This window comes from Microbacterium paludicola (genome assembly GCF_039529675.1).
Taxonomy (GTDB): Bacteria; Actinomycetota; Actinomycetes; order Actinomycetales; family Microbacteriaceae; genus Microbacterium; species Microbacterium paludicola.
In genome coordinates this window covers 179,566-197,895 of the sequence record NZ_BAAANG010000035.1, presented here as the reverse complement: position 1 = coordinate 197,895, position 18,330 = coordinate 179,566, and the positions used below count along the sequence as shown (strand labels likewise).

Here is an 18,330-nt window from a genome sequence, read left to right as displayed (position 1 = left end):
CTCCTATGCCGCTTTTCGGCACAGACGGCGTGCGAGGACTTGCCAACGGCATCCTCACCGCCGACCTGGCACTGTCCCTGGCCCAGGCGACCGCGGTCGTCCTGGGCCAGGGCCGTTCGGCCGAGGCTCGCAGGGCCGCCGGCCGGCGCGCCGCGGTCGTCATCGGCCGCGACCCGCGCATCTCGGGCGAGTTCCTGTCGGCCGCCGTGTCGGCGGGCCTCGCCTCCTCGGGCATCGACGTGTACGACGCGGGCGTCATCCCGACCCCGGGCCTGGCGTTCCTCGTCGCCGACCGCGACGCCGACTTCGGCGTTATGGTGTCGGCGTCGCACAACCCGGCGCCCGACAACGGCATCAAGATCTTCGCGCGCGGCGGAGTGAAGCTCCCCGATGAGGTCGAGCGCCGCATCGAGGCCGCCCTCGAGGGCCCCAAGCTGCAGCCCACGGGCGGATCCGTCGGACGCATCCGCCGGTTCGCCGACGCCGAGGACCGCTACGTCGTGCACCTGCTGCAGTCGCTGCCGCACCGCCTCGACGGCCTGCACGTGGTGCTCGACTGCGCCCACGGTGCGGCCGCCGGTGTGTCGCCCGAGACCTTCCGCGACGCCGGAGCGCGCGTCACGGTGATCGGCGCCGACCCCGACGGCATCAACATCAACGACGGCGTCGGATCGACGCACCTCGAGCAGCTCGCCGAGGCCGTCGTCCGTGCGGGAGCCGACGTCGGCATCGCGCACGACGGCGACGCCGACCGCTGCCTGGCCGTGGACGCGCAGGGCCGCGTCGTCGACGGCGACCAGATCATGGCGATCCTGGCTGCCTCGATGCAGGACCGCGGCGTCCTCAAGGACGACACGCTCGTCGCCACCGTGATGAGCAACCTCGGCCTGCACATGGCGATGCGCGAGCGCGGGATCACCGTGCTCACCGCCGCCGTCGGCGACCGCTACGTGCTCGAGGAGATGAGCGCGGGCGGATACTCGCTGGGTGGCGAGCAGTCGGGCCACGTCATCATGAGCGACTTCGCCACCACCGGCGACGGCCTGCTCACCGGCCTGCACCTCGTTGCCGAGATGGCGCGCACCGGCAAGACCCTCGCCGAGCTCGCGTCGATCATGACCGTGTACCCGCAGGTCATGATCAACGTGAAGGACGTGGATCGCACCCGCGTCTCGGATGAGGGCGTGCAGGATGCCGTCCGCGAGGTCGAGGCGGAGCTCGGCGACACCGGCCGCGTGCTGCTGCGCGCATCCGGCACCGAGCAGCTCGTCCGCGTGATGGTCGAGGCGGCCGACGAGGCCTCGGCGCAGCGCTACGCCGAGCGCCTCGCCGACGTGGTGCGGGAGCGTTTGGCTCTGTAGCTCTACCGGGTCGTTGAGCGAAGTCGAAACGGGGTGAGCGACGAGCGTCAGCGAGGAGTCGAAGCCACCGGCCGAGGGCCGTTACATCGGCTTCGACTCGCTGGCGCTCGCTCAGCCCGTTTCGACTCCGCTTCGCTCCGCTCAACGACCGGTGTCGGGCCTACGCCCAGCCAAGCTCCTCGATGTAGCGCAGCATGACGCCCTCGCGCAGCGCCCAGGGCGAGACCTCGAGCTCGTTCACGCCCATCGCCTTCATCGCCTCGTGCAGCACGACGGCGCCCGCGGTGATCTGCGCGGTGCGCTCGGGAGTGATCCCGGGCAGCTCCTTGCGGACCGCCGACGGGATGCGCGCGAGGCGCGGGACCCACTGCCCGAGTGACTGGCGCGGCAGCACCATCCGGTCGCTGCCCGACCAGCCCTGGCGCGGGTAGCCTGCGAGCTTCGCGAGCGAGCGGATCGTCTTCGACGACCCGACGACGTGATCCGGTTTCGGCATCGCCTTCAGGTCCTTCGCCACGGGTGCGAGGGTCTCGGCGGCGTGAGCCCGCAGCCGGGCGACCGCCTTCTCCCCGGGCGGATCCTCGGTGAGGTGGGCGAGCGTCATCCGGCCCGCCCCGAGTGGCACCGACTCCGCGTACTCGGGGAGGTCCTCGTCGCCCGCGGCGATCTCGAGTGACCCGCCGCCGATGTCGAACAGCAGGATGCGCCCGGCCGACCAGCCGAACCACCGGCGCACCGCGAGGAACGTGAAGCGCGCCTCGGTCTCGCCGCCGAGCACCTGCAGGGGCTGGCCGAGTGCCTCCTCGATCCGGGCGATCACCTCGGGCCCGTTCGCAGCCTCGCGCACCGCGGAGGTCGCGGTGGGAAGCAGCTCCTGCACCTTCTCCTTCTCGGCCAGCTCGCGCTCGGCCGTGACGGCGTCCACGAGCGCCCGGATCCCCTCCTCCGAGATCGCGCCGGACGGGGTGAGGTATCGCATCAGCCGCAGCACCGTCCGGTGGCTCGACGTCGCCAGCGGGCGTCCTCCCGGGTGCGCATCCGCCACCAGCAGGTGGACGGTGTTCGATCCGATGTCGAGGACTCCCAGGCGCATGGCGTTCAGGGTATCGGCGGGTGGCCGCGCGCCGTGTCCTCAAGCTGCCGCTTCGATCCGGCATCTCGGGGACAGGAGCTCGAGCGTGTCCCCAAGGTGCCGCTTCGATCCGGCACTTCGGGGTCACAAGCCGCGTCGTGCCCCCAAGTTGCCGCTTCCATCCGGCACTTCGGGGACAGAGGATCACGAACGGGCGCGGATCGCGGTGCGCACGTCGGCGAGCAGGGCGGCCGGATCAGCAAGGTCGACTTGAGTGACCACGATGTAGGTCCATCCGAGTGCCTCGAGCCGGCGGCGCCGCGCCTGATCCTTGCGCCATTGGATCGGATCGCGGTGGTAGTCGCCGTCGTACTCGATTGCGATCTTGAGGGCGGGAAGGGTCAGGTCCGGGCGCGCGACGAACCGGCCGTGCTCGTCGCGGATCTCGAGCTGGAGGACGAAGGGCCCGAGGCCCGCGTCCTCGAGCAGAATGCGCAGCTCCGACTCCTTGGGAGACTCCGCAGCCGCGTTCAGGCGCGCGATCACCGTGCTCAGCACCTCGCGTCGACGCGCTGTCAGTCGGGTCGCAGCGAGCGCCTCGGTCAGGCGCTTCACCGTGGCGCCCGTTTTTCCGCGCCCGATCATCCAGTCGCCGAAAGCGACGAGCTCCGCGAAGGTGAGGACCTCCTCGAGGTCGCAGAAGGTGCGGAACAGGCGAGTGCAGCGCACGCCGTTCACGATGGCGACGTCCTCGGCGCCGAGCGGGCGGCTATGCCCGCTCACTGTCTTGCCTCGCCGCCTGCGGATGTCCGGAGGCGTCGTGATGTGCACGGTGGTGACACCGTCGCGGTCGAGCGGCACCGGTCCGCCGTGCGCTCGGGCGGCGCTGGTGTGGCTGTACGCACCACCGGCCGGGATCAGCAACTGCCTCGCCCGCAGGATGTCGAGTGCCTGGGTGTCGCCCGCCGGCAGACGCACACCGCGCGCAGGGCTCCAGAGGTCCAAGCGGCGCAGCCGTCCCGCCGCCAGCTCCGGGGCCTCATCGCGGCGGAATGCGCGGCCGCGAAGGTGCTCTGGCAGGGGTGCGGGGCGACGAGTCATGTCGAGAGCCTGCTTGTCCGCCGCGCCGCGCGCGGGACGATCCCCACTCTGGGGAGACGCGACATCCGATCCGCTCGCTGTGGACGAGCCTCCCGTACGCAGTGTCCCCGAGGTGCTGGTTCGATCCGGCAACTCGGGGACACGCTCCGCGCCATGTCCCCGAGGTGCCGCTTGGGTCCGGCACTTCGGGGACACGCTCCGCGCCATGTCCCCAAGGTGCCGCTTGGATCCGGCACTTCGGGGACAGGAGCCGGCGCGGGACGGGACCGGGGCGGCGGATACGATGGGTCGGATGAGCGCTGCATCCACCAACCCGGCACCGCTCTCGCTCTACGGCGAGATCGCGCGCGACGACTGGTCGCGTCTTGCGGCCGGCATGGACCAGCCGCTCACCGAGTCCGAGGTCGTGCAGCTGCGCGGTCTCGGCGACCGGCTCGACCTCGCCGAGGTGCGCGAGGTGTACCTGCCGCTCAGCCGGCTGCTGTCGATCTACGCCAAGACCGCGCGGCGCCTCGGCAATGAGGTCGCGGGGTTCCTCGGCCGTGAGGATTCGACCACGCCGTTTGTGGTCGGCGTCGCCGGATCCGTCGCGGTCGGGAAGTCGACGATCGCGCGCCTGCTGCGCGAGCTGATGAGTCGCTGGTCGGACACGCCTCGGGTCGAACTCGTCACCACCGACGGCTTCCTCTACTCGAACGCCGAGCTCGAACGGCGCGGCCTGATGGACCGCAAGGGCTTCCCCGAGTCGTACGACCGCCGGAAGCTCGTCGAGTTCGTCACGAAGGTGAAGAGCGGTGCCGACGAGGTGCGCGCGCCCTTCTACTCGCACATGAAGTACGACATCATGCCGGATGCGCACGTCGTGGTGCGTCGGCCCGACGTCGTGATCGTCGAGGGCCTGAATGTGCTGCAGCCGCCGCCCGCGCCCAACGACGTGGCGATCAGCGACCTGTTCGACTTCTCCATCTACGTCGACGCGGATGCCGCCCACATCGAGCAGTGGTACATCGAGCGGTTCCTCGCGCTGCGCGAGTCGGCCTTCTCCAACCCCGCATCGCACTTCAACGTGTTCGCGCACCTCACCGACGCCGAGGCGACCGAGACCGCGCGAGGCTACTGGAACGACATCAACCTGCCGAACCTCATCGAGAACGTGCTGCCGACAAAGCACCGCGCGTCGCTCGTGCTGCGGAAGGGCGCCGACCACTCGGTCGACTCCGTGCTGCTGCGCAAGCAGTGATGCCGGGCCCCCGGGCGGGGGATCGCGCCGCGACGGGTGTTCCCAGCGGGCGACCGTAGGATCGAACGCATGTGTGGAATCGTCGGATACGTCGGACCTCGGGACAGCAAGGACATCCTGATCGCGGGTCTCGCGCGTCTTGAGTACCGCGGGTATGACTCGGCCGGCATCGCGGTCATCGACGCCGACGGCGCGCTCCACGCCGCGAAGAAGGCGGGCAAGCTCGCCATGCTGCGCGACGAGCTCGACGCGCATCCCATCCCCGCGGGCACCACCGGCATCGGCCACACGCGCTGGGCCACGCACGGCGGCCCGACCGACGTGAACGCCCATCCGCACCTCGCCGATGACGACAAGCTCGCCGTCATCCACAACGGCATCATCGAGAACTTCTCCGAGCTCAAGGCCGAGCTGGAAGCCTCGGGCTTCGCGTTCCGCAGCCAGACCGACACCGAGGTCGCGGCGGTGCTGCTCGGCAGCGAGTACCGCACGCACGACGGCGACCTCGAGGCGGCGTTCCGCGCGGTGGTGAACCGCCTCGAGGGGGCGTTCACGCTGCTCGTCATGCACGAGGACCACCCCGGCCTCGTGCTCGGGGCGCGCCGCAACTCGCCCCTGGTGATCGGCCTGGGCGAGGGGGAGAACTTCCTCGGATCGGATGTCGCCGCGTTCGTCGAGCACACCCGCAACGCGCTCGCGATCGGACAGGATCAGATCGCCGCGATCACGCCCGACGCCGTCACAGTCACCGACTTCGACGGCAACTCCGTCGAGGCCGAGCCGTTCGAGGTGAAGTGGGATGCGACCGCCGCCGAGAAGGGCGGTTGGTCGAGCTTCATGGCGAAGGAGATCTCGGAGGAGCCCGAGGCCGTCGCCAACACGATCCTCGGCCGCGTGCACGACGGCCAGGTCGTGATCCCCGAGCTTGACGGGCTCGACGAGCTGTTCGCCGGGATCTCGCGCATCGTGATCGTGGGTGCCGGCACCGCCGCGTACTCGGCCCTCGTCGGCAAGTACGCGATCGAGCAGTGGGCCCGCATCCCCGTCGAGGTCGAGCTCGCGCACGAGTTCCGCTACCGCGATCCGCTCGTCGGCCCCGACGTGCTCGTGATCTCGATCAGCCAGTCGGGCGAGACCATGGACACGCTCATGGCCGTCAAGGAGGCGACGCGCCTCGGCGCCAAGACGCTCTCGATCTGCAACACGCAGGGCGCCACGATCCCGCGCGAGTCCGACGCGGTCGTCTACCTTCACGCCGGCCCCGAGGTCGCCGTCGCCTCGACGAAGGCGTTCGTGGCCCAGATCACCGGCCTGTACCTGTTCGCACTCCACGTCGCGCGCATCCGCGGCACGGTGAACCCCGGCCTTCAGGCCGACGCGATCCAGGAGCTCGCCGACCTGCCCGACAAGATCCGCTGGATCCTCGAGAACGAGCAGGGCCGGATCGAGCAGTTCGCGCACTGGATGGCAGACACCCGCTCGGTGCTGTTCCTCGGCCGCCACGTCGGCTACCCGATCGCGCTCGAGGGCGCGCTCAAGCTCAAGGAGCTGTCGTACATCCACGCCGAGGGCTTCGCCGCCGGCGAGCTGAAGCACGGCCCGATCGCGCTGGTCGAGCCCGGCCTGCCCGTGTTCGTCGTGGTGCCGTCGCCCAGCGGCGCGCCCATCCTCCACTCGAAGGTCGTCTCGAACATGCAGGAGATCCGCGCCCGAGGCGCCCGCGTCATCGCGATCGCCGAGGCCGGTGACGCCGCCGTGCTGCCGCACGCCGACGAGGTGCTGCGCATCCCGCTCGCGGGCCCGCTGTTCGAGCCGATCCTGGCCGTCGTGCCGCTGCACATCTTCGCGATGGGCCTCGCCAACGCCAAGGGCCTCGACGTGGATCAGCCGCGCAACCTGGCCAAGTCGGTCACGGTCGAGTAGGCCCGCGATGATCGTCGGGATCGGCGTCGACCTTGTCGACATCCCGCGCTTCGAGCGGACGATAGAGCGCACGCCGAAGCTGCTCGAGCGGCTGTTCACGCCCCACGAGCGCGAGCTTCCGCTGCGCTCGCTCGCCGCGCGCTACGCGGCGAAGGAGGCGCTGATCAAGGCCCTCGGCGGGTCGGACGGCGTCCACTGGTCCGAGATCGAGATCGCGCGCCTCGGCGAGAGCGTGCCGCCGCGCTTCGCGCTGTCGGGATCCACCGCGGAGGTCGTCGCCGCCCGCGGGATCACCGTGCTGCACCTGTCGCTCTCGCACGACGCGGGCCTCGCGATCGCGTACGTGACCGCGGAGGCCGCCGACGGCGTGGAGGCGGTCGAGCCGGTGGGCGTCGAGTACACCCCAGGCCTCGACGACGTGCCCGAGCCCGAGGATCCGGAGGAGCCCCGGTGACGGCGATGCGCGAGGCGGTGGTCGACCTCTCGGCCATCGAGCACAACATCCGCACCCTGCGCGAGCTGACGGGCACGCGGGAGCTCATCGCCGTCGTCAAGGCCGACGGATACGGGCACGGAGCGGCGGATGTCGCGCGCGCCGCGCTCGCCGGGGGAGCGACCCGCCTGGGGGTGGCCGACATCCGCGAGGCCGTCGCGCTTCGCGCCGCCGGGGTCGAGGCGCCGGTGATCGCGTGGCTGCACGCGCCCGACGAGACGTTCGCCGACGCCGTGGCGCACGACATCCAGCTCGGCATCTCGAGTCTCGAGCAGCTTCACGCCGCGGCGGCCGCGGGCTCCGTCACCGTGCACCTGAAGCTCGAGACCGGCCTCGGCCGCAACGGCCTCGCCCCGCAGGACTGGGCCGCAGTGTTCGCCGAGGCCGCGCGCCTCGAGCGCGACGGGCGCATTCGCGTCGACGGCGTCTTCAGTCACCTGTCGAACACCTCCCTCGACGACGATCGCGTGCAGCTGCGCCGCTTCGAGGTGGGCGTCGCCGCGGCCTCCGCCGCCGGCCTTCGCCCCATCGTGCGGCACCTCGCCGCGACCGCCGCCGCGATTGACTTGCCCGAGACGCGATTCGACGCCGTGCGCATCGGCATCGGGATGTACGGGCTCTCGCCGTTCGAGGACCGCACGTCGGCCGACCTCGGGCTGCGGCCCGCGATGACGCTGCGCGCCCGGGTGGCCGCGGTCCGCCGCGTGCCCGGCGGGCACGGCGTCTCGTACGGCTACGCGCATCGCACGAACGGCGACACGACCCTCGCGCTCGTGCCGCTCGGCTACGGCGATGGCGTCCCGCGACAGGCATCCGGATCCGGTCCCGTCGTCATCGGGGGCGAGCGCTTCCACGTCGCCGGCCGGATCGCCATGGACCAGTTCGTCGTCGACGTGGGCGACCATGCGGTGTCCGTCGGCGACGAGGTGGTGCTGTTCGGCGACCCGGCAACCGGCGTCCCCTCGGCGGAGGACTGGGCCGCCGCCGCCGGCACCATCAACTACGAGATCGTCACGAGCATAGGCCGCCGCGTCGTGCGGGTCTTCGGGCGTGCCCCGGGGAGCGAGTCGCAGTGATCCCGGACGAGCTGCTCGGCCGCCACGAGGTGGCGACCGCCGCCGACATGGAGCGACTGGGCGAGCGGATCGGATCGGGTCTCGTCGTCGGCGACCTGATCGTGCTCACGGGGCCGCTGGGCGCGGGAAAGACCACGCTGACGCGCGGCATCGCGGATGGCCTCGGCGTGCGCGGGCCGGTGCAGAGCCCCACGTTCGTGATCGCCCGCACGCATCCGTCGCTCGTGGGCGGCGCTCCGCTCGTCCACGCGGACGCCTACCGCCTCGACTCGGCACTGGAGCTCGACGACCTCGACGTCGACGTCGACGGATCGGTCACCATCGTCGAGTGGGGCCGAGGCAAGGTCGACGGCCTCCGCGACACGTGGTTCGACATCGAGATCGAACGCCCCGTGGGCTCGGTGGAGGGCAGCGCCGAGGACCTCGACCTCGACGCCCCCCGCGTGGTCACGATCACCCGCGTCGCCGCCTGAGCATCCTCTCGCTCGTTGAGCGAGCGGAGCGAGTCGAAACGGTTGTGACTCTTCTGTTCGTTGAGCGAGCGAAGCGAGTCGAAACGGTTGTGACGCTGCGGCGGGTTGTGGTCCCGGGAGGGTTTCGGGGTTTCGACTCGTCGCTGCGCTCCTCGCTCAACCAGCAGAGGGCTGCCCCTCGCGCAACCAGCAGAGGGCTGCTCCTGGCTCATCCAGCAGGGGGTGGGCGCGCGCTGTCTGTTCGTTGAGCGAGCGAAGCGAGTCGAAACGGTTGTGACGCTGCCGAGGGTTGTGGCTCTGGGAGGGTTTGGGGGTTTCGACTCGTCGCTTCGCTCCTCGCTCAACCAGCAAGGAGGTCGCTGCGCTCCTCGCTCAACCAGCAGGGGAGGGGCGCGCTCCTCGCTCAACCAGCAGGGCTTGCGCTCCTCCGTCAACCGGCGGGCGGGGCTTGGTTCCGTCGCTCGCGGTCCGCGACGCTCCAGCCGATGACGCCGTCGATACCGCGTTCGATGAGCGCCTCCCGCTTGCGGCGGCTCCAACCCTGGATCTGCTTCTCCCAGTGGAAGGCCTGCCCGATGTGCTCGAGCTCCCAGAACCAGGCGAGCTCGACCGGCCTGCGCCCCGCGCGCCGGGTGTAGGCCGAGCCCTCGCCGTGCTGGTGCTCCCACAGGCGCTTGTCGAGGTCTCGCGTGCTTCCGCAGTAGAGGCTGCCGTCCGCACAGCGGAGGAGATAGACGAATGCGCTGCTCATTCCCGGACGCTAGTCGCAGGCCGCACCTCACGGCGGTCCTCCACAGACGATCGTCACATCGCCCCGGAAGTTCCGCCCTGTGGACGGCGCCGGGCGGGCCCTCAGCATGCCCGGATACCCTGAAACGGTGATCCTCGCCATCGACACCTCGATCGGATCGACCGTCGCCGTGGTCGAGCTCGACGGCACCGTCCGCGCCGTCGCCGAGCGCGAGAACACCCTCGGGCACGCCGAGATCATCGGCACGCTGCTCGCGCAGGCGCTCGCCGACGCCGATGGCCAGATCACACATGTCGCTGCCGGCATGGGTCCCGGTGCCTTCACCGGGCTCCGCATCGGCATCGCCGCCGCGCGGGCGTTCGCGCTCGGCCGCGGACTGCCCGTCGTGCCGGTTCCGAGCCACGTCGCGGCCGCACTCGGCGAGCTCGACGGCGGCGCATCCGGACCGTTCGCGATCGTCACCGACGCGCGCCGCCGCGAGAACGCGATCACCGTGTTCGACGGAGTCGACGGCAACGGGCTGCCGCGCCGGATCGCCGGACCCGAGCTGCGCCCGCAGACCGCGGATTTCGAGACGGACGAGCTGACGTCCGGATCCCGGATCGTCCGCGCCGCGGCCATCCGCGGCTCCGACGTCGGGCGCGCCGCGGCACTCATGCTCGCCTCGGGGTGGACCCCCTCGGGCGAGCTCGCCGAGACCGAGCCGCTGTACCTCCGCTCGCCGGACGTGACCGTCGGGCACGCCCCGAAGCGGGTGAGCGCGTGAGCATCCGCCCCGCCACCCTCGCCGACCTCGGCGCGATCATGGCGCTCGAGCGCGCATCGTTCCCGACCGATGCCTGGTCGGAGCCGATGATGCGCGAGGAGCTCTCCGCCGACCACACCCACTACGTCGTGGACGAGCTCGCGGGACGCGTCGTGGGGTACGCCGGCCTGCGCACCCTCCCCGGATCGCGCGACGCAGACGTGCAGACCATCGCCGTCGCGGAGTCCGCGCGCGGTCGCGGTCGCGGTCGCGCGCTGCTGCACACGCTGCTCGAGGAGGCCGCGCGCCTGCGTGTGCGCGAGGTGTTCCTCGACGTCCGCGCCGACAATCCCGTCGCGCAGGCGCTCTACGCCACCGAGGGTTTCACCGAGCTCGGTCGCCGCCCCCGCTATTACCAGCCCGATGGCGTCGACGCCGTCGTGATGCGGCTCGACCTCGAGGCCTGGGTCGCCGCGCGCCACCCGAGCCCCGCCGACGCAGGAGCCTGCACATGAGCCAGTCGAACCCCCTGATCCTCGGGATCGAGACGAGCTGCGACGAGACCGGCATCGGGATCGTCCGCGGCCGGTCGGCGCCCGGCGAGCGGAACATCCTGCTCAGCAACACGATCGCCAGCAGCATGGACGAGCACGCCCGCTACGGCGGTGTTGTGCCAGAGGTCGCCGCCCGCGCGCACCTCGAGGCGCTGCAGCCCGCGATCGAGCGCGCCGTCGCCGAGGCCGGCGTGACGCTGCAGGATGTCGACGCCGTCGCGGTCACCAGCGGCCCCGGGCTCGCCGGCGCCCTCATGGTCGGGATCGGCGCTGCGAAGGCACTCGCCGTGTCGCTGGGCACGCCCCTTTATGCCGTCAACCACCTCGTCGGGCACATCGCCGCCGACATCCTGGATCCGGATGCTCCGCCGCTCGAGTACCCGACGGTCGCCCTGCTCGTCTCGGGCGGGCACACCTCGCTGCTGCTCGTGCGCGACCTGACCGGCGACGTCGAGCTCCTCGGCGAGACGATGGACGACGCCGCAGGCGAGGCGTTCGACAAGGTCGCGCGCATCCTCGGCCTGCCGTATCCCGGTGGCCCCGAGATCGACCGCGCGGCGGCGGACGGCGATCCGGCGGCGATCCGCTTCCCCCGTGGCCTGTCGCGTGCGAGCGACATGGCAAAGCACCGCTACGACTTCTCGTTCTCGGGTCTGAAGACGGCCGTCGCCCGGTGGATCGAGCAGCGCGAGGCAGCGGGCGAGCCCGTTCCCGTCGCGGATGTCGCCGCGTCCTTCCGCGAGGCGGTGGTCGACGTGCTCGTCACCAAGGCGCTCGACGCGTGCGCCCAGCATGGTGTGCCGCGACTGCTGCTCGGCGGGGGCGTGATCGCCAACAAGCGCCTCCGCGATGTGGCGATCGCGCGCGCCGAGGCCGCCGGCGTGACCGTGCGGATCCCGCCGCTCAGCCTCTGCACCGACAACGGCGCGATGATCGCCGCGCTCGCCGCCGAGCTGATCGCCGAGGGACGCACCCCGTCCACCCTCGAGTTCGGCGCCGACTCCACCCTCCCGGTGACGCGGATCCAGGTCGCGGGGGCGATGAGCGCCGCATCGGACGAGCGAGTGGCGTGAACATGACGGATCCGACCGCGGTGCACCCGGTCGAGGAGCGCGCCTCGGCGAACTCGGTGCGCCCCGCGCGGGTCGTGGCCGGCGACAGCGGCGGGGTCTCGGTGCCGACGCAGGCGGTGCCCAGGCGCCGATCGCGCGGACGCCTCGCCACCTGGGCGCTGGGCGTGGCGATGATCGCACTCAGCCTGTCGTGGTTCGGCGCATGGGCGCTGCCCGTGGCGATCCTGGCGATCCTGCTCGCCGTCATCGCGCTCCTCGCCCGCCGCGCGCAGCCCGAACTGGCCTGGTGGGGCCTCGGGCTCGGGATCGGTGCCGTCGCGTGTTGCCTGTGCTGGATCGCCTGGGGGATGCAGGCGGCGGCCGAGCTCGCCGTGCGCTGAGCCGCGTCGGTCGAGCTTCCCGGTGGCTGCGGCCCCGGGCGGGTCTGGGGCGTTTCGACTCCTCGCTGCGCTCGTCGCTCAACGAGCGAGGGGGTGGGCTGTGCTTGTCGACCTTCTCGGTCGTTGAGCGAGCGAAGCAAGTCGAAACGGTGTGACGTCCCGGCGGCTGCTGCCCCGGGCGGGTCTGGGGCGTTTCGACTCCTCGCTGCGCTCGTCGCTCAACGAGCGAGGGGGTGGGCTGTGCTTGTCGACCTTCTCGGTCGTTGAGCGAGCGAAGCGAGTCGAAACGGGGTGACGTCCCGGCGGCTGCTGCCCTGGGCGGGTTTGCGGCGTTTCGACTCCTCGCTGCGCTCGTCGCTCAACGACCGGTGGGGTGGGCTGTGCTTGTCGACCTTCTCGGTCGTTGAGCGAGCGAAGCGAGTCGAAACGGCGTGACGTCCCGGCGGCTGCTGCCCTGGGCGGGTTTGCGGCGTTTCGACTCCTCGCTGCGCTCGTCGCTCAACGAGCGAGGGGGGCGGGGCTGCGCTTGTCGAGCTTCCCGGTCGTTGAGCGAGCGAAGCGAGTCGAAACGGTGTGACGTCCCTGTGGCAGCTGCCCTGCGCTCGTCGCTCAACGAGCGAGGACGGGGCTGGATCAGACCCTCGGGACGCGATCCGCGAGGATCGCCAGGCGCTTGCCGCCGACCCGGGTGAGCAGCAGCGTGGCGGACTCCGGGCCCTTCAGCGCGAGGCGCTTGCGTAGAGCAGCCGGGTCGATGTCGACGCCGCGCTTCTTGATCTCGAGCGTGCCGATGCCGCGGGCGCGCAACGCCTTCGCCAGCGGCTTCGGATCGGCGGGCAGCGTCTCGCGCACCCGGAACGACGACACGAACGGGCTCGTTGCCGGCGCATCCCCCGTGAGGTAGGCGATCCCCGGCGCGATCGGTCCCGCCTCGAGCGCGCGGGCGACCTCGCCGACGAGCCGCGCCCGGATGATCGCGCCCTCCGGCTCGTGGATGAACGCCGACAGCTCGCGGACGTCCTCATCCGGAGTGTCGGCCGACGCGGTGAGCTCGTGCGCGGTCTCGCCGCGCAGCACAAGCGCCGACCGTCCCACGCCCGGCCGCGCGAGCGATCCGGTCCACACGACCAGCTCGACGGTCGAGCCGTCCACGCTGATCCACTGGGTCTCGACGCCGTCGCCCGCGGGCAGCGCCTCGCGGTCGTGGCCGGGCCCGAGCTTCACACCCGCCGGCAGGCGCGTGGCGAGGTCGAACACCCAGTCGAGGGGAGGGGAGTAGTCGGATGCCGCCACGCGCGCGGTCTCGCCATGTCCGGCCGTGCGGCGGGCCGGATCGAGCCAGACGGCGTCCACGTCGGCGAGATCGACATCCTGCGCGAGCGCCGACCGTACCGCGACGTCGTCACCGAACGGCGCCAGGTTGTACGCGGCGAGGGCAGCGGTGACGGGATCCGCGTCGACGGCGAGCACGCCAAGACCCACCGCGGCGAACGCGAGCGAGTCGCCGCCGATGCCGCAGCCGAGGTCGGCGACCCGGTCGATCCGCGCCCCGCGCATCCGGTGCGCGTGATGGGCGGACACGCTCATCCGCGTCGCCTGCTCGAGGCCCGCGCGGGTGAACAGCATGCGCGACGCGAACTCGCCGAACTTCGCGACCGCGCGCTCGCGGAGGCGGGCCTGCCCGACCACCGCCGACACCAGCTCGGGGGAGTGCCCGGCGGCGCGCAGACGCGACACGGTGCGGGCGACGTCGTCGGCTGATTCCGTGGCGCCGAGCGACTCGAGCAGCGCCAGCCCCTCCCGGGTCAGCAGCGCATCGAGCTCAGCGGAATCCATCCGTCCAGCGTAGGCGCGCCGCCGCGCGACCCAGTGCTGGCACTCGCGTTGCATGAGTGCCAGCGAGCCTCCTACACTTGCAGTTAGCACTCTCCGGGGGAGAGTGCGAAACAGTCTTCCCGTACGAAGCACAGGAAAGAAGAGGTACACCGTGTCGGTTTCCATCAAGCCGCTCGAGGACCGCATCGTCATCAAGCAGGTCGAGGCCGAGCAGACCACCGCGAGTGGTCTCGTCATCCCCGACACCGCGAAGGAGAAGCCCCAGGAGGGTGAGGTCGTCGCGGTGGGCCCGGGTCGCATCGACGACAACGGCAACCGCGTTCCGCTCGACGTCGCGGTCGGCGACCGCGTGCTCTACAGCAAGTACGGCGGCACCGAGGTGAAGTTCGGCGCCGACGAGTTCCTCGTTCTCTCGGCGCGCGACGTCCTCGCCGTCGTGGTCCGCTGAGACGCACCGCAGTTCTTCGAGAGGCCCGGATCTTCGGATCCGGGCCTCTTTCTTATGCCGCGCGCTGATCGATCACTCGCCCGACGCTTCGCGCCGGGACTCGCGATCGATTGGCTGTCGCTTCGCTCCATCCGTAGCGCGCTGGTTGGCCGCATCCGCGGCGCGGTCGCTTCGCTCCCACAGGGGCACAGCGGCCGGTGATCAGGATCGATCGCTCCCGCCGACGCTCCGCGCCGGCGCTCGCGATCGATGGGCTGTCGCTTCGCTTCATCCGGGGCGCGCTGGTTGGCCGCATCCGCGGCGCGGTCGCTTCGCTCCCACGTGGGGTGCTCCGGTGGGCGCCTTGTGCCTGCAGCTCCGCGCCGCTCCGCGCGGGGTGCGGATGGCAGTCAACGTGCGAAGGATGGCAGTGACGCCGCGGCCGCGTGTCCCACGTGGGACATAGGCTGACTCGGTGAGCCGCGCAACTCCCGTTCTTCCCGCACCCGTCCGCGCAAAGGGCGACGGAGAGACCGCCGGCACCCTGTACGCGCTCGGGGCCTACGTGCTCTGGGGAATCCTGCCGCTGTACTTCGTGGCGCTCGCCCCCACGGGCTCGTGGGAGGTCGTCGCCTGGCGCGTCGTGCTGTCGCTCGTGTTCTGCGCCCTGCTGCTGACCGTCACCCGCGGCTGGGCGCGCTTCGTCGCGGTGCTGCGGCGCCCGCGGCTGGCATTGCTGATGGGGCTCGCCGGCGTGCTCATCTACGTCAACTGGCAGGTCTTCGTCATCGCGACGCAGAGCGATCAGGTGCTCGAGGCGAGCCTCGGCTACTTCATCAACCCGATCACCACCGTGCTGCTGGCGGTGCTGGTGCTGCACGAGAAGGTGCGCGTCCTGCAGTGGACGGCGATCGGCGTCGCGGCCGTCGCGGTCATCCTGATCATCGTCGCCTACGGTCGCGTGCCCTGGTACGCGCTCGCGCTGACCGCCTCCTTCGGCGTCTACGGCCTCGTGAAGAAGCAGGTCGGCGGCACGGTCGACGCGATCAGCGGCCTCGCCCTGGAGACGCTGTGGCTGGCGCCGATCGCGATCGCGCAGCTCGGCATCATCGCCGCGACCACCGGGATCACGCTCGGCACCGCGGGAACGTGGCACACGATCCTGCTGCTGTCAGCGGGAGCCGTCACCGCGATTCCGCTGCTGCTTTTCGCCGCCGGATCGAGCCGCGTGCCGCTCGCCACCATGGGGATGCTGCAGTTCGCGGGCCCCATCCTGCAGTTCATCGTCGGCGTCGCCATCCTCCACGAGCCGATGCCCGCATCCCGCTGGATCGGCTTCGCGATGGTCTGGGTCGCGTGCATCCTGCTGACGATCGATCAGATCCGCCACAGCAGGCGCCCTCGGACGGCGCCGGTGGTGATCGACGGAGGGCTCTGAGGCGCCGGATCGACCGCCGGAAGTCAGGTTGCACCGCAAGGTGACAACTCTGGTAACGATTTGATCCCGAAAGACATCACAGTCTGCTCAGATGGGCTGTGTAAAACACTGCGGAAACAAATCGGAGGTAGATTCCGTCCATTACCCGCGGCCGTCTGAACGCTCCCTGGGCGTGCAGTCACCAGTCCCTCATCCGCGGGTCCTGACGAAAGGACGGAACCACCATGGTTCGATCCCGGAAGCTGATCGGCGCCCTTGCCCTCACGGGTGCCGCAGCTCTGACCCTTGCGGGCTGCGCCACCGGCGGCGGCGGCACAGCCACCGAGGACCCCTCGGCGGGCCCGGCTGAGCCCGGCGGCGATCTCTCGCTGAAGATCGCCACCGCGCTGCCCGTCACCGGTTCGCTCGCGTTCCTCGGCCCGCCCGAGATCCAGGGCGTGAACTACGCGCAGTCGCTCATCAACGAGTACACCGAGGAGACGGGCCTGGAGCTCGATGTCGTCCACGGTGACTCGGGTGACCTCGACAACAAGAAGTACGAGTCGGAGATCCCGCGCCTGCTCAGCGAGGACCCCGCGGCCATCATCGGCGCGGCCTCGTCGGGCGTCTCGCTGCAGTTCATCGACCAGGTCGTCGGCGCGGGGGTCATCCAGTTCTCCCCCGCCAACACGTCGGACGCGTTCACCACGTACGACGACAACGGTCTCTACTTCCGCACCGCGCCTTCCGACGTGCTGCAGGGTGAGGTGCACGGCAACTTCCTCGGCGAGCTGGGCCACCAGACGCTCGGACTCATCGTGCTGAACGACGCCTATGGCACCGGCCTGGCGAAGTACATCACCGAGGCGTTCGAGGGAGCCGGCGGCGAGGTCGTCGCCAGCGAGACCTTCAACCCGGGCGACACGTCGTTCGACTCGCAGATCGCCGCTGTGCTGGCCGAGGACCCCGACGCCATCACCGTGATCTCGTTCGACGAGGCGAAGACGATCCTGCCGAGCCTCATCGAGAAGGGCTTCGACGCCGAGAACCTCTTCCTCGTCGACGGCAACATGGCCGCCTACGACAAGGACTTCCCCGCCGGTCTGCTCGAAGGAGCCAAGGGCACCTACCCCGGCCCCACGCCGGACCAGGTGCAGGAGTTCGTCGACGGCCTGAACGCCTTCGTCGAGGAGTCTGGCACCGAGGCGCTGTCCGACTACACCTACGCGCCGGAGTCGTTCGACGCGGTCAACCTGATCGCGCTCGCGTCGCTGGCAGCGCAGTCGACCGAGCCGGCCGACATCGCCGAGAAGCTGGTCGAGGTCTCGGGCGGTTCGGGCGAGGGTGAGAAGTGCACGTCGTTCGCCGACTGCGCCGACATCATCCTCGGCGGCGGTGTCGCCGACTACGACGGTGCCTCGAGCCCGGTCACGTTCGACGAGGTGGGCGACCCGACCGAGGGCATGATCAACATCTACGAGTACGGCGCCGACAACAAGTACGTGCCGTACGAGGGCTGACCCCTCACCCGCGAAGCGCCCCGCCTCCCTCAGGAGGCGGGGCGCTTCCCGCTTTCCGCACGAGGCGGCCTGCGCACCCGCGAGCCGACGACGGCAACGCAAGAGCCCCGGCCCTGACGGGCCGGGGCTCTCGCAATGCGGGTCAGGCGCCGAGCGTGCCGAGGTAGAGCTCGGTGACCTTCGGGTCCTTCAGCAGCTCTCGACCTGTTCCGGTGTAGGCATCGCGGCCCTGGTCGAGCACATAGCCGCGGTCGCAGATCTGCAGGCAGCGGCGAGCGTTCTGCTCGACCATGATGCAGGTCACGCCCGCTTTGTTGATCTCCGAGACCCGCAGGAACGCCTCATCCTGACGCACCGGCGAGAGGCCCGCGGACGGCTCATCGAGCAGCAGGACCTTCGGGTCCATCATCAGTGCTCGTCCCATCGCCACCATCTGGCGCTCACCGCCCGAGAGGCCGCCCGCGCGCTTCTTCAGGCCGCCGCCCTTGGCGAGGTCGGGGAAGATGCCCATCACGAAGTCGACCCGCTCGGCGAACAGCTTCGGCTTCTGGAAGGTGCCCATCTGCAGGTTCTCCTCGATGGTGAGCGAGGGGAAGACGTTGTTCGTCTGCGGGATGAAACCAACGCCCTTGGCGACCAGCTTGTCGGCCTTGAGCCCGGTGATGTCCTCGCCGCCGAGCGTGATGCGCCCGCCGCGGATCTTCACCTGGCCGAAGATCGCCTTCAGCAGCGTCGACTTGCCGGCGCCGTTCGGGCCGATGATCCCGATCAGCTCGCCCCTGTGGGCGGTCAGGGTCGCACCGTTCAGGATGTTCACTCCCGGCAGGTAGCCCGCGTGCACGTCATCGACGAAGACCAAGGGATCGCCCTGCGTCTCGGCGCCCTGGG

General features: G+C 70.7%; 18 protein-coding genes. 13 read left to right on the top strand and 5 right to left on the bottom strand.

The window, feature by feature from the left end:
- The first annotated feature begins 5 nt into the window (after positions 1–5).
- Positions 6–1,361, top strand: coding sequence for a phosphoglucosamine mutase (gene glmM, locus ABD161_RS14305; protein WP_344004361.1), 1,356 nt, complete (start codon positions 6–8; stop codon positions 1,359–1,361).
- Positions 1,362–1,521: 160 nt separating this feature from the next.
- On the opposite strand, the gene ABD161_RS14300 is transcribed toward glmM, so the two are convergent.
- Positions 1,522–2,454, bottom strand: coding sequence for a Ppx/GppA phosphatase family protein (locus ABD161_RS14300; protein WP_344004358.1), 933 nt, complete (start codon positions 2,452–2,454; stop codon positions 1,522–1,524).
- Positions 2,455–2,637: 183 nt separating this feature from the next.
- Complete coding sequence (locus ABD161_RS14295) at positions 2,638–3,534, bottom strand: hypothetical protein (RefSeq protein ID WP_135114750.1); 897 nt, start codon at positions 3,532–3,534, stop codon at positions 2,638–2,640.
- 283 nt (positions 3,535–3,817) lie between these two features.
- On the opposite strand from ABD161_RS14295, the gene coaA reads away from it, so the two are divergent.
- The 5 genes from coaA to tsaE all read left to right on the top strand — a co-directional run bounded on the left by coaA (position 3,818) and on the right by tsaE (position 8,739).
- Positions 3,818–4,774 carry a type I pantothenate kinase gene (gene coaA, locus ABD161_RS14290; RefSeq protein WP_406917423.1) on the top strand — a complete coding sequence of 319 codons (957 nt, stop codon included), beginning with the start codon at positions 3,818–3,820 and terminating at the stop codon, positions 4,772–4,774.
- Between the two features lie 69 nt (positions 4,775–4,843).
- On the top strand, positions 4,844–6,697 hold the full coding sequence (gene glmS, locus ABD161_RS14285) for a glutamine--fructose-6-phosphate transaminase (isomerizing) (RefSeq protein ID WP_344004355.1): 1,854 nt from the start codon (positions 4,844–4,846) through the stop codon (positions 6,695–6,697).
- 7 nt (positions 6,698–6,704) lie between these two features.
- On the top strand, positions 6,705–7,151 hold the full coding sequence (locus ABD161_RS14280) for a holo-ACP synthase (protein WP_344004353.1): 447 nt from the start codon (positions 6,705–6,707) through the stop codon (positions 7,149–7,151).
- A 5-nt stretch (positions 7,152–7,156) separates the two neighbouring features.
- On the top strand, positions 7,157–8,266 hold the full coding sequence (gene alr / locus ABD161_RS14275; RefSeq protein WP_344004523.1) for an alanine racemase: 1,110 nt from the start codon (positions 7,157–7,159) through the stop codon (positions 8,264–8,266).
- Between the two features lie 47 nt (positions 8,267–8,313).
- On the top strand, positions 8,314–8,739 hold the full coding sequence (tsaE, locus tag ABD161_RS14270; protein WP_344004520.1) for a tRNA (adenosine(37)-N6)-threonylcarbamoyltransferase complex ATPase subunit type 1 TsaE: 426 nt from the start codon (positions 8,314–8,316) through the stop codon (positions 8,737–8,739).
- A gap of 430 nt (positions 8,740–9,169) precedes the next feature.
- Here the strand turns inward: tsaE and ABD161_RS14265 are convergent, their stop codons facing one another.
- Complete coding sequence (locus ABD161_RS14265; RefSeq protein ID WP_344004350.1) at positions 9,170–9,490, bottom strand: GIY-YIG nuclease family protein; 321 nt, start codon at positions 9,488–9,490, stop codon at positions 9,170–9,172.
- 127 nt (positions 9,491–9,617) lie between these two features.
- Here ABD161_RS14265 and tsaB point away from each other — a divergent pair, with 127 nt between their 5' ends.
- From tsaB to ABD161_RS14245, 4 genes are read left to right on the top strand one after another with little or no spacing between them, the layout of a single operon-like run.
- Entirely contained in the window at positions 9,618–10,256 is a 639-nt protein-coding gene (tsaB, locus tag ABD161_RS14260) for a tRNA (adenosine(37)-N6)-threonylcarbamoyltransferase complex dimerization subunit type 1 TsaB (protein ID WP_344004347.1), read from the top strand.
- Positions 10,253–10,750: a ribosomal protein S18-alanine N-acetyltransferase gene (rimI, locus tag ABD161_RS14255; protein ID WP_344004344.1), complete on the top strand. Its 498-nt coding sequence runs from the start codon at positions 10,253–10,255 to the stop codon at positions 10,748–10,750. Before tsaB ends, rimI begins: the two co-directional genes overlap by 4 nt.
- Positions 10,747–11,862, top strand: coding sequence for a tRNA (adenosine(37)-N6)-threonylcarbamoyltransferase complex transferase subunit TsaD (gene tsaD / locus ABD161_RS14250; RefSeq protein WP_344004341.1), 1,116 nt, complete (start codon positions 10,747–10,749; stop codon positions 11,860–11,862). The genes rimI and tsaD overlap by 4 nt, the downstream gene beginning before the upstream one ends.
- A gap of 2 nt (positions 11,863–11,864) precedes the next feature.
- Positions 11,865–12,242, top strand: coding sequence for a hypothetical protein (locus ABD161_RS14245; protein WP_344004338.1), 378 nt, complete (start codon positions 11,865–11,867; stop codon positions 12,240–12,242).
- Between the two features lie 633 nt (positions 12,243–12,875).
- Here ABD161_RS14245 and ABD161_RS14240 read toward each other — a convergent pair.
- Positions 12,876–14,078: a class I SAM-dependent methyltransferase gene (locus ABD161_RS14240; protein WP_344004335.1), complete on the bottom strand. Its 1,203-nt coding sequence runs from the start codon at positions 14,076–14,078 to the stop codon at positions 12,876–12,878.
- Between the two features lie 151 nt (positions 14,079–14,229).
- On the opposite strand from ABD161_RS14240, the gene groES reads away from it, so the two are divergent.
- The 3 genes from groES (at position 14,230) to ABD161_RS14225 (ending at position 17,442) form a co-directional block, all read left to right on the top strand.
- Positions 14,230–14,526, top strand: coding sequence for a co-chaperone GroES (gene groES, locus ABD161_RS14235; protein ID WP_017203655.1), 297 nt, complete (start codon positions 14,230–14,232; stop codon positions 14,524–14,526).
- A gap of 454 nt (positions 14,527–14,980) precedes the next feature.
- Entirely contained in the window at positions 14,981–15,943 is a 963-nt protein-coding gene (rarD, locus tag ABD161_RS14230) for an EamA family transporter RarD (protein ID WP_406917414.1), read from the top strand.
- A 224-nt stretch (positions 15,944–16,167) separates the two neighbouring features.
- The gene (locus tag ABD161_RS14225; RefSeq protein ID WP_135115200.1) at positions 16,168–17,442 is read left to right on the top strand and encodes an ABC transporter substrate-binding protein; all 1,275 of its coding nucleotides are present in this window, start codon (positions 16,168–16,170) and stop codon (positions 17,440–17,442) included.
- A gap of 142 nt (positions 17,443–17,584) precedes the next feature.
- Here the strand turns inward: ABD161_RS14225 and ABD161_RS14220 are convergent, their stop codons facing one another.
- A complete protein-coding gene (locus tag ABD161_RS14220; protein ID WP_425560912.1) occupies positions 17,585–18,301 on the bottom strand; it encodes an ABC transporter ATP-binding protein in 717 nt (238 codons plus the stop codon).
- Positions 18,302–18,330 lie beyond the last annotated feature (29 nt).

What these genes read in the sequence shown, in the direction of transcription:
- coaA (WP_406917423.1), top strand. Translation starts at nt 3,818, where the DNA reads ATGGGTCGGATGAGCGCTGCATCCACCAACCCGGCACCGCTCTCGCTC.
- tsaE (WP_344004520.1), top strand. Translation starts at nt 8,314, where the DNA reads ATGGAGCGACTGGGCGAGCGGATCGGATCGGGTCTCGTCGTCGGCGAC.
- alr (WP_344004523.1), top strand. Translation starts at nt 7,157, where the DNA reads ATGCGCGAGGCGGTGGTCGACCTCTCGGCCATCGAGCACAACATCCGC.
- ABD161_RS14280 (WP_344004353.1), top strand. Translation starts at nt 6,705, where the DNA reads ATGATCGTCGGGATCGGCGTCGACCTTGTCGACATCCCGCGCTTCGAG.
- ABD161_RS14225 (WP_135115200.1), top strand. Translation starts at nt 16,168, where the DNA reads ATGGTTCGATCCCGGAAGCTGATCGGCGCCCTTGCCCTCACGGGTGCC.
- ABD161_RS14265 (WP_344004350.1), bottom strand. Translation starts at nt 9,490, where the DNA reads ATGAGCAGCGCATTCGTCTATCTCCTCCGCTGTGCGGACGGCAGCCTC.
- ABD161_RS14245 (WP_344004338.1), top strand. Translation starts at nt 11,865, where the DNA reads ATGACGGATCCGACCGCGGTGCACCCGGTCGAGGAGCGCGCCTCGGCG.
- ABD161_RS14295 (WP_135114750.1), bottom strand. Translation starts at nt 3,534, where the DNA reads ATGACTCGTCGCCCCGCACCCCTGCCAGAGCACCTTCGCGGCCGCGCA.
- ABD161_RS14240 (WP_344004335.1), bottom strand. Translation starts at nt 14,078, where the DNA reads ATGGATTCCGCTGAGCTCGATGCGCTGCTGACCCGGGAGGGGCTGGCG.
- ABD161_RS14300 (WP_344004358.1), bottom strand. Translation starts at nt 2,454, where the DNA reads ATGCGCCTGGGAGTCCTCGACATCGGATCGAACACCGTCCACCTGCTG.
- tsaD (WP_344004341.1), top strand. Translation starts at nt 10,747, where the DNA reads ATGAGCCAGTCGAACCCCCTGATCCTCGGGATCGAGACGAGCTGCGAC.
- glmM (WP_344004361.1), top strand. Translation starts at nt 6, where the DNA reads ATGCCGCTTTTCGGCACAGACGGCGTGCGAGGACTTGCCAACGGCATC.
- glmS (WP_344004355.1), top strand. Translation starts at nt 4,844, where the DNA reads ATGTGTGGAATCGTCGGATACGTCGGACCTCGGGACAGCAAGGACATC.